Source organism: Acidithiobacillus sp. IBUN Pt1247-S3 (genome assembly GCF_041146875.1).
GTDB lineage: Bacteria > Pseudomonadota > Gammaproteobacteria > Acidithiobacillales > Acidithiobacillaceae > Igneacidithiobacillus.
Genome location: NZ_JBFRXP010000001.1, coordinates 153,967 through 166,087, shown reverse-complemented (window position 1 = coordinate 166,087; position 12,121 = coordinate 153,967). Strand labels below are relative to the sequence as shown.

At 60.1% G+C, this 12,121-nt stretch carries 12 protein-coding genes; 3 read left to right on the top strand and 9 right to left on the bottom strand.

The window, feature by feature from the left end; all coding sequences use genetic code 11:
- Positions 1 to 2 precede the first annotated feature (2 nt).
- The 3 genes from AB4090_RS00910 to AB4090_RS00900 all read left to right on the top strand — a co-directional run bounded on the left by AB4090_RS00910 (position 3) and on the right by AB4090_RS00900 (position 1,142).
- Positions 3 to 383 (top strand): type II toxin-antitoxin system RelE/ParE family toxin, encoded by a 381-nt coding sequence (locus AB4090_RS00910; RefSeq protein WP_369571972.1) that lies wholly within the window; start codon positions 3 to 5, stop codon positions 381 to 383.
- Positions 380 to 697 carry a helix-turn-helix domain-containing protein gene (locus AB4090_RS00905; protein ID WP_369571971.1) on the top strand — a complete coding sequence of 106 codons (318 nt, stop codon included), beginning with the start codon at positions 380 to 382 and terminating at the stop codon, positions 695 to 697. Before AB4090_RS00910 ends, AB4090_RS00905 begins: the two co-directional genes overlap by 4 nt.
- A gap of 259 nt (positions 698 to 956) precedes the next feature.
- Positions 957 to 1,142: a hypothetical protein gene (locus AB4090_RS00900; protein WP_369571970.1), complete on the top strand. Its 186-nt coding sequence runs from the start codon at positions 957 to 959 to the stop codon at positions 1,140 to 1,142.
- 159 nt (positions 1,143 to 1,301) lie between these two features.
- Here the strand turns inward: AB4090_RS00900 and tilS are convergent, their stop codons facing one another.
- The 9 genes from tilS to fabZ are packed head-to-tail and all read right to left on the bottom strand — an operon-like array spanning position 1,302 to position 12,115.
- Positions 1,302 to 2,690 (bottom strand): tRNA lysidine(34) synthetase TilS, encoded by a 1,389-nt coding sequence (gene tilS / locus AB4090_RS00895; protein ID WP_369571969.1) that lies wholly within the window; start codon positions 2,688 to 2,690, stop codon positions 1,302 to 1,304.
- Positions 2,668 to 3,618, bottom strand: coding sequence for an acetyl-CoA carboxylase carboxyltransferase subunit alpha (locus AB4090_RS00890; protein ID WP_369571968.1), 951 nt, complete (start codon positions 3,616 to 3,618; stop codon positions 2,668 to 2,670). The genes tilS and AB4090_RS00890 overlap by 23 nt, the downstream gene beginning before the upstream one ends.
- Before the next feature lie 12 nt (positions 3,619 to 3,630).
- Complete coding sequence (gene dnaE, locus AB4090_RS00885) at positions 3,631 to 7,125, bottom strand: DNA polymerase III subunit alpha (protein ID WP_369571967.1); 3,495 nt, start codon at positions 7,123 to 7,125, stop codon at positions 3,631 to 3,633.
- Positions 7,122 to 7,700, bottom strand: coding sequence for a ribonuclease HII (locus tag AB4090_RS00880; RefSeq protein ID WP_369571966.1), 579 nt, complete (start codon positions 7,698 to 7,700; stop codon positions 7,122 to 7,124). The genes dnaE and AB4090_RS00880 overlap by 4 nt, the downstream gene beginning before the upstream one ends.
- Entirely contained in the window at positions 7,697 to 8,818 is a 1,122-nt protein-coding gene (gene lpxB / locus AB4090_RS00875; protein WP_369571965.1) for a lipid-A-disaccharide synthase, read from the bottom strand. The genes AB4090_RS00880 and lpxB overlap by 4 nt, the downstream gene beginning before the upstream one ends.
- A complete protein-coding gene (locus tag AB4090_RS00870) occupies positions 8,815 to 9,921 on the bottom strand; it encodes a DegT/DnrJ/EryC1/StrS family aminotransferase (RefSeq protein ID WP_369571964.1) in 1,107 nt (368 codons plus the stop codon). Before AB4090_RS00870 ends, lpxB begins: the two co-directional genes overlap by 4 nt.
- A gap of 3 nt (positions 9,922 to 9,924) precedes the next feature.
- On the bottom strand, positions 9,925 to 10,893 hold the full coding sequence (locus AB4090_RS00865) for a Gfo/Idh/MocA family protein (protein ID WP_369571963.1): 969 nt from the start codon (positions 10,891 to 10,893) through the stop codon (positions 9,925 to 9,927).
- The gene (gene lpxA / locus AB4090_RS00860) at positions 10,890 to 11,672 is read right to left on the bottom strand and encodes an acyl-ACP--UDP-N-acetylglucosamine O-acyltransferase (RefSeq protein WP_369571962.1); all 783 of its coding nucleotides are present in this window, start codon (positions 11,670 to 11,672) and stop codon (positions 10,890 to 10,892) included. The genes AB4090_RS00865 and lpxA overlap by 4 nt, the downstream gene beginning before the upstream one ends.
- On the bottom strand, positions 11,669 to 12,115 hold the full coding sequence (gene fabZ, locus AB4090_RS00855) for a 3-hydroxyacyl-ACP dehydratase FabZ (protein ID WP_369571961.1): 447 nt from the start codon (positions 12,113 to 12,115) through the stop codon (positions 11,669 to 11,671). The genes lpxA and fabZ overlap by 4 nt, the downstream gene beginning before the upstream one ends.
- Between the last annotated feature and the right edge of the window lie 6 nt (positions 12,116 to 12,121).

Sequence of the window (12,121 nt, the reverse complement as noted above, 5' to 3'; positions counted from 1 at the left end):
CAATGAAGTTGATGACGCGCGTATTCAAAACTCGCCACTTTCAGCGATGGATGCGCAAGACGGAGCTCACCGATGCCGCCCTGTGCAAGGCCGTTCAGGAGATGGCGGCCGGCCTGATCGACGCTGACCTCGGCGGCAGCGTGGTGAAGAAACGCGTCGGGTTGGCGGGGCGCGGCAAGCGTGGCGGCGTGCGCACGCTGGTCGCCACCAACAAGGGCAACCGTTGGTTCTTCGTGTTCGGCTTTGAGAAGAGCGAGCGGGCGAACGTCAGCGCCGAGGAGCTCGAAGGCTTGCAGAGCCTCGCCGCCGACCTGCTGGCTCGAACAGACCCGCAACTGGATGAAGCCGTTGCCGACGGCGCTTTACAGGAGATTTGCCAATGACCACCAAGACCAAGAGCCGCATCCTCCAAGCCGTTCACGAATCGGCCAGCGATCTGCATCGGCTGGGATTCATCGACAAGCGCAAGATGCAGAAATACGACGCGCTGTGCCTGGAGCCGGTACAGGACTACGACGCCGAAAAGGTCAAGGCACTGCGCGAGCGATTGCACTTGAGTCAGGCCGTGCTGGCCAGCGTGCTGAACACCAGCACGTCCACTGTCCGTAAGTGGGAGGTGGGCGACAAGCGCCCCAGCGGGCCGTCGCAGAAGCTGCTGGACATCCTCGAGCGCAAGGGACTGGAAGCGGTTCTTTGATCCCCCCATTGCCGCTCACGCCCGCTGCATTGCTATTTAAGCGACGGAGACGGAATTGAACCGGCGTCCGTCCGCCACCAATACGGAAGCCCCAACTGTTATCAGTTGAGACTTTTTCTTGCCCGATCGCGCCGTTTCCCGCGTATTTTTGGGGGCTCCCAAGGAGGCCCGAGGACTTCGCGAGCCGCCCGAAGTGGTCATGATCCTGGCCCAGCTCGCGGTGGACATGGCGCGTCAGCGCAAAGGTCTGGGCTAGGCCTTGCTCAAGGATGCGCTGCTGCGCACCGCTCAGGCCGCCGACATCGCCGGCATTCGCCGCCTGCTGGCCCATGCCAAGGATGATGTGGCACGGCAGTGGTACGAATCGTGGGAATTCGAGCCCAGCCCGACTGACCCATACCATCTGTTCCTGATGCTCCAGGACCTCCAGGGCATGTTGCGCTGAGGGTGTTTCAACTTCTCAGAGTCAGAATCGCTCCGGCTGCCCATCCCACAGAGCAGGCGGATCAGATGATGCAAATGGTCGAGACTGGAACCTTCGACATTGCCCACCTTGATCTCTGGCTGCGGCTTTTCGCTACCCCTGCACAGTGATCTTTGCGTCTTACGCGTCCGCCTGTAAACACGATTTTTCGTAGCTGTTGTTGGCAACCGCCAACCAAAGAACCTCATCACCCCGCGAAACCATGTTGCGCTGGTAGAAACCGGGAATCCACAGGATTTCTTCGGCTTCTGTCCATAGGATAGGTACCGTGTCACGCAAAAATGGCGGTACGCCGGCCTCCAGCAGCAATTTTTTCAGCGGACGGTGCTGCCCCGTTGGCGTCCGGTAACGCGCACCGGGCTGGCGCCAGGACCAGCACAAGGTTTGCCCTTGCAGTTCGCCGCCGCCGGCGATGACAGCGCTCTCGTCCAGCCCCTCGGGACGCTGATCTGCACGACCCCAGCGCCAGAGGAAGCCATCGCCATGCCCACCCGGAGGATGCGGCTGCCAGTCCTGACTGGAAATAACGGTATTGGGCAATTCCCCCCAGACCTGCAACTGATCGCCCTGCCGCCAGGCGTAAAGCCCTGGCATTTCCAGGCGTTTCCCCCCCTGCTCTGACGCACAAAGCTGGCGCAGACGCTCCAGGTGATAGCGATCGGGGACATCGATACCTAGAACACGCAACCAACGGCGCAAAAATACCCTCTGTAGCGGGGGATGCAACGCCTGCAGATAACCCACCGATAATCTGCTACCTACCCTGCCTTCTGGCCAGATCTGCCTGAGCTGCTGTGCATACCAGGCATCTTCCACTGCCAACTGATCCGCCACATTGCCCGCACTGCGGGCGATGCTTGCCGATGCCTGCGGCCAGCCGAGTTCATGCAACAGCGGCCAAATGTGCTGGCGCACGCGTGTGCGGGCGTAGCGCATGTCAGCATTAGCCGGATCCTCCAGCCAGACGATGCCGCGTTGCCGCAGATACTCGCGCAACTGCTCCCGCGCCAAGCCCAGAAAAGGCCGCGCCAGGATACCTGCACCCAGAGGCCGCCTTTCCTGCATGGCGGCCAGACCGTCTATTCCCGCCCCACGCAGGAGCTGCAGGATCAACGTTTCTGCTTGGTCATCCTGATGCTGGGCGCTCAGTAGCCAGTCGCCGTCACGCATCTCCGCTGCAAACAGAGCGTAACGGCCCCGCCGGGCGCGATCCTCGGGCCCCTCTCCGCTTTGCTCCGCGGGCAAATCGAGGATCCGACAGGGGTAGCCGTAGCCCGTGGCAAGGGCCACGACCTGTTCCGCCCAGCGCTCACTATCTGGATGCCAGTGATGGTTTACATGGAGAACCTGCACGCGCAGGCCAAGGGTGTACGCGGCGTGCAGCAAGGCAGTGGAGTCGGCGCCACCGCTACAAGCAAGAAAAAAGGTCTGTTCTGGCGACCGTTTCCAGTCGGAAAAAAGCCTTTGCCGTAAGCATGCCTCCGGCTCAGGCAGCGCCCACGACACCATAGTGCATCAGACGCTCATAGCGGTGGCTTAACAGACGTGCGGTTTCCATACCACGCAGTTCCTGCAGATGACGCGCCAGACTCGCAGCCACGTTCTCGTACACGAGCTCTACGTTACGATGGGCACCACCCAGGGGCTCGTCGATCACCTCATCCACCAAGCCCAGTGACTGCAGGCGGCGTGCGGTAATCCCCAGGGTCTCTGCTGCCTCGGAGGCCTTGCCAGCATCTTTCCACAAGATCGAAGCGCAGCCTTCGGGGGAAATGACCGAGTAGACGCTATTTTCCAGCATCAAAAGACGATCCCCCACGCCAATGGCCAGGGCGCCGCCGGACCCGCCCTCGCCAATCACCAAAGAGATGATCGGCACCGCAAGATCGGACATGACCGCAAGATTGCGGGCGATGGCCTCGCTCTGGCCGCGCTCTTCGGCGCCAATGCCAGGATAGGCACCCGGGGTATCGATAAAGGTGAAAACCGGTAGACGAAAGCGTTCTGCCAGACGCAGCAGGCGCAGGGCTTTGCGGTAACCCTCAGGGCGCGGCATACCAAAATTACGCAGAATCTTTTCTTTGGTATCACGCCCTTTTTGTTGGCCGATCCAGAGGATGGCTTGCCCCTGAAAGCGCGCCAGCCCTCCAACGATAGCGGCATCATCAGCATAGGCGCGGTCGCCGGCAAGAACTTCCACGTCGGTGAAGAGTGCGTTGGCATAATCCAGGGTATACGGACGCTGCGGATGACGCGCTACCTGCACCGTCTGCCAGGCACTGAGCTTGCTATAGACCTTTTGCAATTCCTTGCGCGCCTTATTTTCCAAGCGCTTGATGTCATCCTGAATGCCCGGCTGGTTGAGCGCTTTGAGCTCTTCTACCTTGCCCTCCAGCTCGGCAATGGGTTGTTCAAAGTCGAGGTACTGTAGCTTCACTCGTTCTCCTTCTCATGCTGAGCGCTGTCGCCGCTGCCGTTCGTCTTTTAACGAAACCACATTAGCGAGCAGATTCATTGGGGGCGCATATTGCCACTCTTGTTGGCTGGGGTCGAGCAGGGTATCGAGGGCAGCGCGGCATGCGGTACTGGCGGCAATCCCTTGCGGGCAATCCAGAATGGCCCGCGCCTGACCATTGGCAACGCCTAGCTGAATACGTAACAAACAGTCGCCAGGATGCGCTGCCAGCAACTCTTGCAGGTCCTTGGCGCTAGGCTGGGCAGCGCCAATCTGCAGCACGAGTAATCGTGCCAACGCGACCCGCGCCTCCTCCCAACTCAACAAGCGTTGGGCGGTGAGGCGCAAGCCTCCCGAGTAGCTGTCCTCACTTGCATCCGCCAAAATCAGTAGCGGTTGATCGTCCTGGATCTGTCCGGTAAATTGCCGCCAGGTTTCGGCAAAAACCACCGCTTCCGCGCGCCCGGTTTCATCTTCCAGGGTCAAAAACAGCATGCGATCGCCACGCTTGGTGCGCATACTGCGGCGGGCGACAACCATGCCCGCCACAAAAACCTGCTCACCAATGGCAATTTTCGCGATCTCCTGCACGCCCAGCGACTGCAGCTCGGCGCGCGCCACGCGCAAGGGATGGTCACTGAGATAGAAGCCCAGGGTTTCGCGCTCACCGCCCAAATCGTTGTCGCCATCCTCACGAATCGGGCTGAGCGCCGGTGCCGCTCGTTCCTCCGGGCTCTCGTCACCAAAAAGGCTAGATTGTGCACTGGCCGCTTGGCGTTGCTGTTGTTGTGCGGCCTCCAGAAAACTCTCCAACGAAGCGAGCAATTGCGCTCGCGGCACCTGCAAGGCATCCAGCGCACCGGCCTTGATCAAGGCCTCGAGACTACGGCGGTTGACCCGCTGCCCGTCAATGCGACACAAAAAGTCGAAAAAGTCGCGGAATGGGCCATCTGCGGCGCGAGCATCGAGGATCGCCTGTACCGCCGCCCGCCCCAGCCCCTTGATGGCCCCCAGCCCAAAGCGCAATCCCTCTTCTCCCTCCGGCTGAAAAGCAAGCTCACTACGCTGAATACAGGGTGGCAGGATCGCCATCTCCATGCGTCGACATTCGCTGATCATCGCCACTACTTTGTCGGTATGGTCCATGTCGGCAGTGAGCACGGCGGCCATGAAATGACGCGGATAATGAGCTTTCAGGTAGGCGGTCTGGTAGGAAACCAAGGCATAGGCGGCCGAATGCGACTTATTGAAGCCGTATTCCGCAAATTTTTCCATAAGATCGAAGATCGACGTAGCCTGATGCATCTCGATGCCATTTTTGGCCGCCCCAGCAAGGAAAATCTCCCGTTGCTTGGCCATTTCTTCTGGCTTTTTCTTGCCCATGGCGCGACGCAGCAAGTCTGCACCACCGAGGGAGTAGTTAGCCAAGACCTGGGCGCACTGCATGACCTGCTCCTGGTAGACAATTACGCCATAGGTATCTTTCAGGATCGATTCCAGCAAGGGATGCGGATAGACGACCTTCGCCTTGCCATGTTTGCGGGCGATGAAGTCATCGACCATGCCGGACTGCAGCGGACCTGGCCGAAACAGGGCCACCAAGGCGACAATGTCCTCAAAATTATCGGGCTGCAGGCGACGAATGAGATCGCGCATACCCGAAGATTCGAGCTGGAACACCGCCACCGTATCGGTGGACTTGAGCTGTGCGAAAGTGGGGGCGTCGTCGAGGGGTAGTTTGGCAATATCCAACGGCTCTTGCCCCAGCGCCTCGCGCTCGACATTGATGCCGCGCAGGGCAATATCGATGATGGTCAGGGTGCGCAGGCCAAGGAAGTCGAACTTCACCAACCCCATTTTCTCGACATCATCCTTGTCGAGCTGGGTGACATTGCCGCTGCCCTCGGAACCGTCCGTAAAGAGCGGCAAGCGGTCGGCCAGCGGTTCCGGCGAGATCACCACGCCACCAGCGTGGGTAGAGGCATGTCGGGGCAGACCTTCCAGGCGCAGAGCGATGTCGAGCAACTCGCGCACATCGTCTTCTTCCTGCTGCCGTCGTCGCAACTCCTCGGATTCTTCCAGGGCCTTGGCGAGAGTCATACCCAAATCCCCCGGCACCAGCTTGGCCAGTTGGTCGACAAAGCCATAGGGCAGATTGAGCACACGACCCACATCGCGCACTACCGCGCGCGCCTTCATGGTGCCGAAGGTGATGATCTGCCCGACCCGCTCGCGGCCATACTTTTCCGCCACGTATTGAATGACACGGTCACGTTGATCCATGCAGAAATCGACATCGAAGTCGGGCATAGAGACGCGCTCGGGGTTGAGAAAGCGCTCAAAGAGCAGCGCATTGGCGATGGGATCGAGATCAGTAATGCGCAAGGCGTAGGCGACCAGCGAACCAGCGCCGGACCCCCGCCCCGGACCGACAGGTACGCCGTGATCCTTGGCCCACTGGATGAAGTCGGCAACGATGAGAAAATAGCCGGGGAAACCCATCTGCAGGATGACGTCTACTTCGCGCAGTAGTCGCTCACGATAGGGCAAGGTCTTGCTCTCGGAAATCGCCAGGGCCTGGAGACGCTCCGCCAGGCCCTGCTCCGCCGCCTTGCGGAAATAGACCGCAATGGGGCTGCCATCCGGGGTAGGAAAATCGGGCAGGGTGTACTGACCGAGGGTGAGCGCCAAATTGCAGCGTTTGGCAATCTCGACGGTATTCGCACAGGCCTCGGGCAGATCGGCGAAGCGTTCCAGCATTTCCTCTGCCGAAGGCAGACGATGCTCGGGCGTAAAACGCCGAGGTCGGCGCTCATCGTTCAGGGTATAACCAGCGGCGATGCACTGCCGGGCATCAAAGGCGGCGAAGTCATCGGCATCCAAAAAATGGGCATTATTGGTGGCAAGCAACGGCAGCCCGAGCTCTAGCGCCAGGGCAATACTGGCCTCATTCAGTGCGTCTTGCTCGGCCTCGCCGTTGCGTTGGATCTCAATGTAGTAGCTATCGGGAAAGAGCTTCTGGTAGAGCCGGGCCAGCTCGTGCGCGCGTCGTGGGTCGCGCAGAAGGCACTGTCCAATTTCCCCCTGCCCGGCCGCCGAGAGCGCAATCAGACCGTTGCGATCTTCTTCTTCCAGCCAGGCGCGCTGAATCCGTGCCTTGCCATCCTGCAGCCCTTCCAGAAAGGCGCGACTAAGCAAGTGGCTGAGCGCCCGAAAACCTTCACTATTACGACAGAGCAGGATCAGGCTGCTGCCGGCATCAGCGCCCTCCCCCTGCATCCAAAGTTCTGCACCGATGATGGGTTTGATGCCCTGGGCACGCGCCGCATTGTAAAACTTGACCAGGGCGAAGAGATTACCGTGGTCGGTGATGGCCACCGCCGGCATACCCTGCTCGGCGCAGCGCTGCACCAGTTTTTTAACCGGAATGATCCCGTCTTCTAGGGAATATTCCGAGTGTACGTGCAAATGGACAAAGCCCGGCGTCATCTTCCTTCTTCCAGTATCCGTGCCACCGGCGCGAACGTGCGCCGATGCAGCGGCGTCACGCCAAAGCGGCGCAGCGCCGCCAGGTGCGCGGCCGTACCATAGGCCTGATGGCGGGCAAATCCGTAGAGCGGATAGTGCTGATCGAGCAAAGCCATCTCCCGGTCGCGCGCCACCTTGGCGAGGATGCTTGCCGCGGCAATGGCATCCACGCGGTCATCACCCCCTACCATAGCCTCCGCCTGCCACTGCGGCAAGACACGGTTGCCATCCACCACAATGCGCTGGGGGCGCAGCGGTAAGGCGCGAATAGCACGATCCATGGCCTGCAGGGTGGCAGCGAGGATGTTATCGCGTTCGATCTCCCAGGTACTGGCGGAAACCACAACCCAGGCACGTGCTTCGGCGCGAATTCGTGCCGCCAACACTTGCCGCTGCTGCGGCCGCAGTTTTTTCGAATCGCGCAAGCCAGGAATCGGTCGCGCGAGGATCACCGCCGCTACCATCACTGGCCCGGCCAAAGGCCCGCGACCCGCTTCATCTACCCCGGCGACTTCGGGCCCCAGATGTTCGATCATCCCATTGCGCCCAGGAGGGTGCGGCGCAGCGCGCTGGCAATGCTCTCTACATCATCACCTTGCAACAGACCACGCAGAGGCTGCAGTGCCAATTTCTGGTCGGCTACTGGCAAATTTTCCAGCTCCAGCACAAGACGCTCGGGCGTAATTTCTGTCTGCAGCAATTCGGGATAGACGCGCCGCTGCAAGAGGATATTGGGCAGGGCAATGTGCGGTACGCGCACCAGGCGCCTAGCAATGGCAAAGGTGAGCCCCTGCATCGCATAGAGAACGATGGCGGGGCGACCGAGCAAGGCGGTTTCCAGCGTAGCCGTGCCAGACGCGACTAGAACCCGATCGGCGGCGGCGAGCAACTCGGTACTCTGGCCACAGATTTCCTGGATCTGCTCCACCGCCGCACCGACCTCTTCCCGCCACAAGGGGCGCAGCTCCTCGCGCGCCAGGGCGACGGCGATCTGCCACTGTGGATGCGCCTGTTGCCAGAGCAAGGCTGCCTGCGCCATGGGCTTGGCCAAACGCTGTATTTCGCTGCGGCGGCTACCCGGCAGCAGGGCAAGCACCGGTCCCTCTGGCAAAGCCAAGCGCTTGCGGGCTTCGCCCTGCGCTGGTGCTGCTGCCGTCTGGGCGAGCAGTGGATGTGGCAATAGCTGAGCGGGAATCCCTGCCTCTTCATACAAGGGGCGCTCAAAGGGAAAAAGCAAAAATATCTCGTCGATACGCTCGCGAATCTGACGAATGCGTCCCTGCCGCCAGGCCCAGATTTGTGGGCCCACCACGTAGAGAACGCGAATACCGAGACGCCTGGCCTCCCGCGCAACACGCAGATTGAAGGCCGGATGATCGATCAGCAAAACGGCGTCCGGGCGTTCGCGTTGCAGATAGTCGCGGATTTGATGAAACAGGCGGCGCAGACTGCCGTAGTGGCGCAGCACTTCCACCAACCCCATCACCCCCAGCACCTCACCTTCGGCAATATTGCGCACCCCCGCAGCCTGCAGACGACTACTAACCACGCCTTCCCATTGCATCTCGATTCCGGCAGCGCGACAACGCGCTAGAATATCGAGGCCCAGATTTTCCCCTGAGCGCTCGATGGCAATGACAAAGGTTTTGTTCATCCGCCCTGCAGATGCGCGCGAATCACTCCGGCGATACGCTCCACCTGAGCGGAACTCAGCTCGGGGAACATCGGCAGCGACAGCACTCTCTCCTTCAGTCGCTCCGCCACCGGGCAATGGCTGGGTGCGAGGTCGGCAAAGGCCCGCTGCTGGTGACAGGGGATCGGGTAATACACACCGCAGCCAATTTTCTCAGCATGCAAACGCGCACGCAGGGCATCACGCTCATCAATCTGAATCGTGTATTGATGGAAGACATGCTCGGCCCCCGCACGTCGCATCGGGACTTGCAGTGACAAATCCTGCAGGGCGGCATCGTAGAGACCGGCAGCACGTCGTCGACCGGCGTTGTATTCATCCATCTGGCGAAACAGTTTGCGCAGAATCAGCGCCTGAATTTCATCGAGGCGGCTGTTGTAACCCAGCACCTCATGCTCATAGGTCTGCCAGGAACCGTGGTTGCGCAAACCACGCAGGCGCGTGGCCAGCGCTTCATCCTGGGTAAAGACCATACCACCATCCCCTGCACCGCCCAGGTTTTTACTGGGGAAGAAGGAAACACAAGCAAGGCGTCCAAAACTGCCAACACGCTGATCATTGAAGCGAGCGCCGATGGCTTGTGCCATGTCTTCGATCAATGGAATGCCGTGCTGCTCTGCGAGCTGCAGTAGCTCGGGCATGGGCGCGGGCTGGCCATAGAGATGCACTGGGATGATGGCGCGGGTGCGCTTGCTGATCAAAGGCGCGACACTTTCTGCGGTTACGCAGAAGTATTCTGCATCAACATCCGCAAAAACCGGCGTCGCACCAACGTAGCGCACAGCCTCGGCCGTGGCAATAAAAGTAAAAGTGGGGACGATGACCTCATCCCCCGGACCGATATCCAAAGCACGCAACGCCAAGAGCAGGGCATCAGTACCCGAAGCACAGCCCACGCCATGCGCCACCCCAAGATATTCGGAAAGTTCCGCCTCCAGGCTTCGCCCGTGAGCACCAAGAATAAATCCTGCCTGATCAAGGATTTCTCCAACTCCTTCCAAAATCTCCGCACGCAATGGCGCGAAATGGGCGCGTAAATCGACCATGGGGATCTGTTGTTCCATTGCTTATGCTCCCGAGGAGTGCGGATAGTTGGATTCTGACAAAAATGCGCCAACGGACTGGCGTACGGCAAGGGCAGCGGCCAAGGCAGCGCGCCCTTCCTCACCACTACAGAGCACCCTCCCCTGACCGGCAACCGCGGCGAGGAAGGCGGAGATTTCTGCCTCTAGGGCATCACTGGGTTGCAGATCAACTACCTCTTCCTGAACGCCAGGGATTCCCGGCACCTGCCCTGATCCACGCCGATAAAAGGTCAAGCGATTTTGCATGAAATCGACCGAAGCATAACGATCCGGCCAAAAGATCCGCATGCGCCGCACCGCTTCACGTACCACCCGCGAGGCGGCAAGATTCGCCACACTGCCATTGGCCAAGGTGACCCAGGCATTGGCCATGTCCGCTTGGTCCGTCACCGCTGCCACACCCACGGCACGCACTTCTTGCAGCGGCGAGGCACCCAGCATCAGCACCAAATCAAGATCATGGATCATCAAGTCCATGATCACGTCCACATCCAGGGAACGCGGCTTGAATGGCGCAAGGCGCTCGGCCTCGATGTAGCGCGGCGCGGGGAACCCCTGTTCGCGCAGGTGTTGCATGACTACCTGGGCGCGCTCGATCTGCCCCACTGCCAACACTACCCCGTTTGCAATCGCCTGACTTAGCAGGTCGTCAGCCTCCGCCAAAGTAAAGGTAAAAGGCTTTTCCACCAGACAATGTACGCCAAGGGCGATCGCCGCACGCGCTACCGCATGATGGTGCAGCGTTGGCGTGACGATGGAAATTGCATCAACAGTAGTTAGTAATTCTTGCAAATCGTCATAGGCGCGACAGCCAAGCTCCTGTGCCACGCTGCGTGCCCGCTCAGCATTAGCATCATAGACGCCTTGCAATTGCGAAATTCGGGCGTATTTTTGCGCATGAAAGCGCCCCAGATGGCCCACCCCCACAACCCCAGTCCGCAATGCTGTCATGGCCGGGTAATCCCGCGTTTACTGCTGCGAATGAAATCGAGTAGACGTTGTGCTTCGGGCTCGTTGAGGCCCTCGTGCAGCACTTCCTGCATCGCTTCCTCCAGTAATTTCCCGGAGCGGAAGAGCAGGCGGTATACCCGCTTCAGGGTATGGATCTGGTCTTTGGAAAAGCCGCGCCGACTGAGGCCGCGCACATTGATACCGTGCAGTTGGGCATGGTTACCCGCCGCCATCATGTACGGAGGAATATCCAATGGCGCCATGGTGCCACCACCAAGAATGGCGTGGGCGCCCACGCGCGCGAACTGGTGTACCGCCGAAAGCCCGCCGAGTATGGCATCGTCTTCGACGATGACGTGCCCCGCCAACGTGGCGGCATTCGCCATCACCACCCGGTCACCAATCTGGCAATCGTGCGCCACGTGGCAGTAGGCCATGAACAGGTTGTGCGAGCCGATGCGTGTAACTCCGCCGCCCTTCACCGTGCCGCGATTGATGGTAACGAATTCGCGAAAGGTGTTGTCCGCGCCAATCTCGAGGCGGGTATTCTCACCACGATAACCAAGATCTTGTGGAGCAGTACCAATGGAGGCGAACGGAAAAATCTGGCTGCGAGGACCAATCTGCGTTGGCCCCTCCAGTAGGGCATGGGCGCCTACCTGACAGCCCTCGCCGAGTTCTACACCAGCGCCAATAACCGCGAAGGGTCCAATGACACAACCGTCGCCGATCGCCGCTGCGGGGTCGACTGCAGCCCGCGCGTCAATCTGGGCGCTCATGCCTCACGCTCGCGCAAGGTGGCCAACAACAAAGCTGAGGCAACCACCGCGCCGTCTACCGTCGCCGTGGTTTCCATCTGCCACATACCGGCCTTGCGGCGAGTGACCTCGGCGGCCAGAATCAGTTGATCGCCCGGGATCACCGGCTTGCGAAAACGCGCCTTGTCGATACCAGCGAAGTACACCGCTGCGTTTTCGCCGTACTTATCCTCGGATACGAAGGCAAGAATCGCCGCGGCCTGGGCCAGCGACTCGATGATCAAGACCCCCGGCATCACGGGAAAGTCAGGGAAATGACCCTGAAAATGGGGTTCGTTCATGGTCACATTTTTAATCGCGCGCAGACGCTTCCCAGGCTCCATGTCGAGAATACGATCAACTAAAAGGAACGGGTAACGATGCGGTAAACGACGCAGGATCTGATGAATATCAAAACCTTCCATGAACAC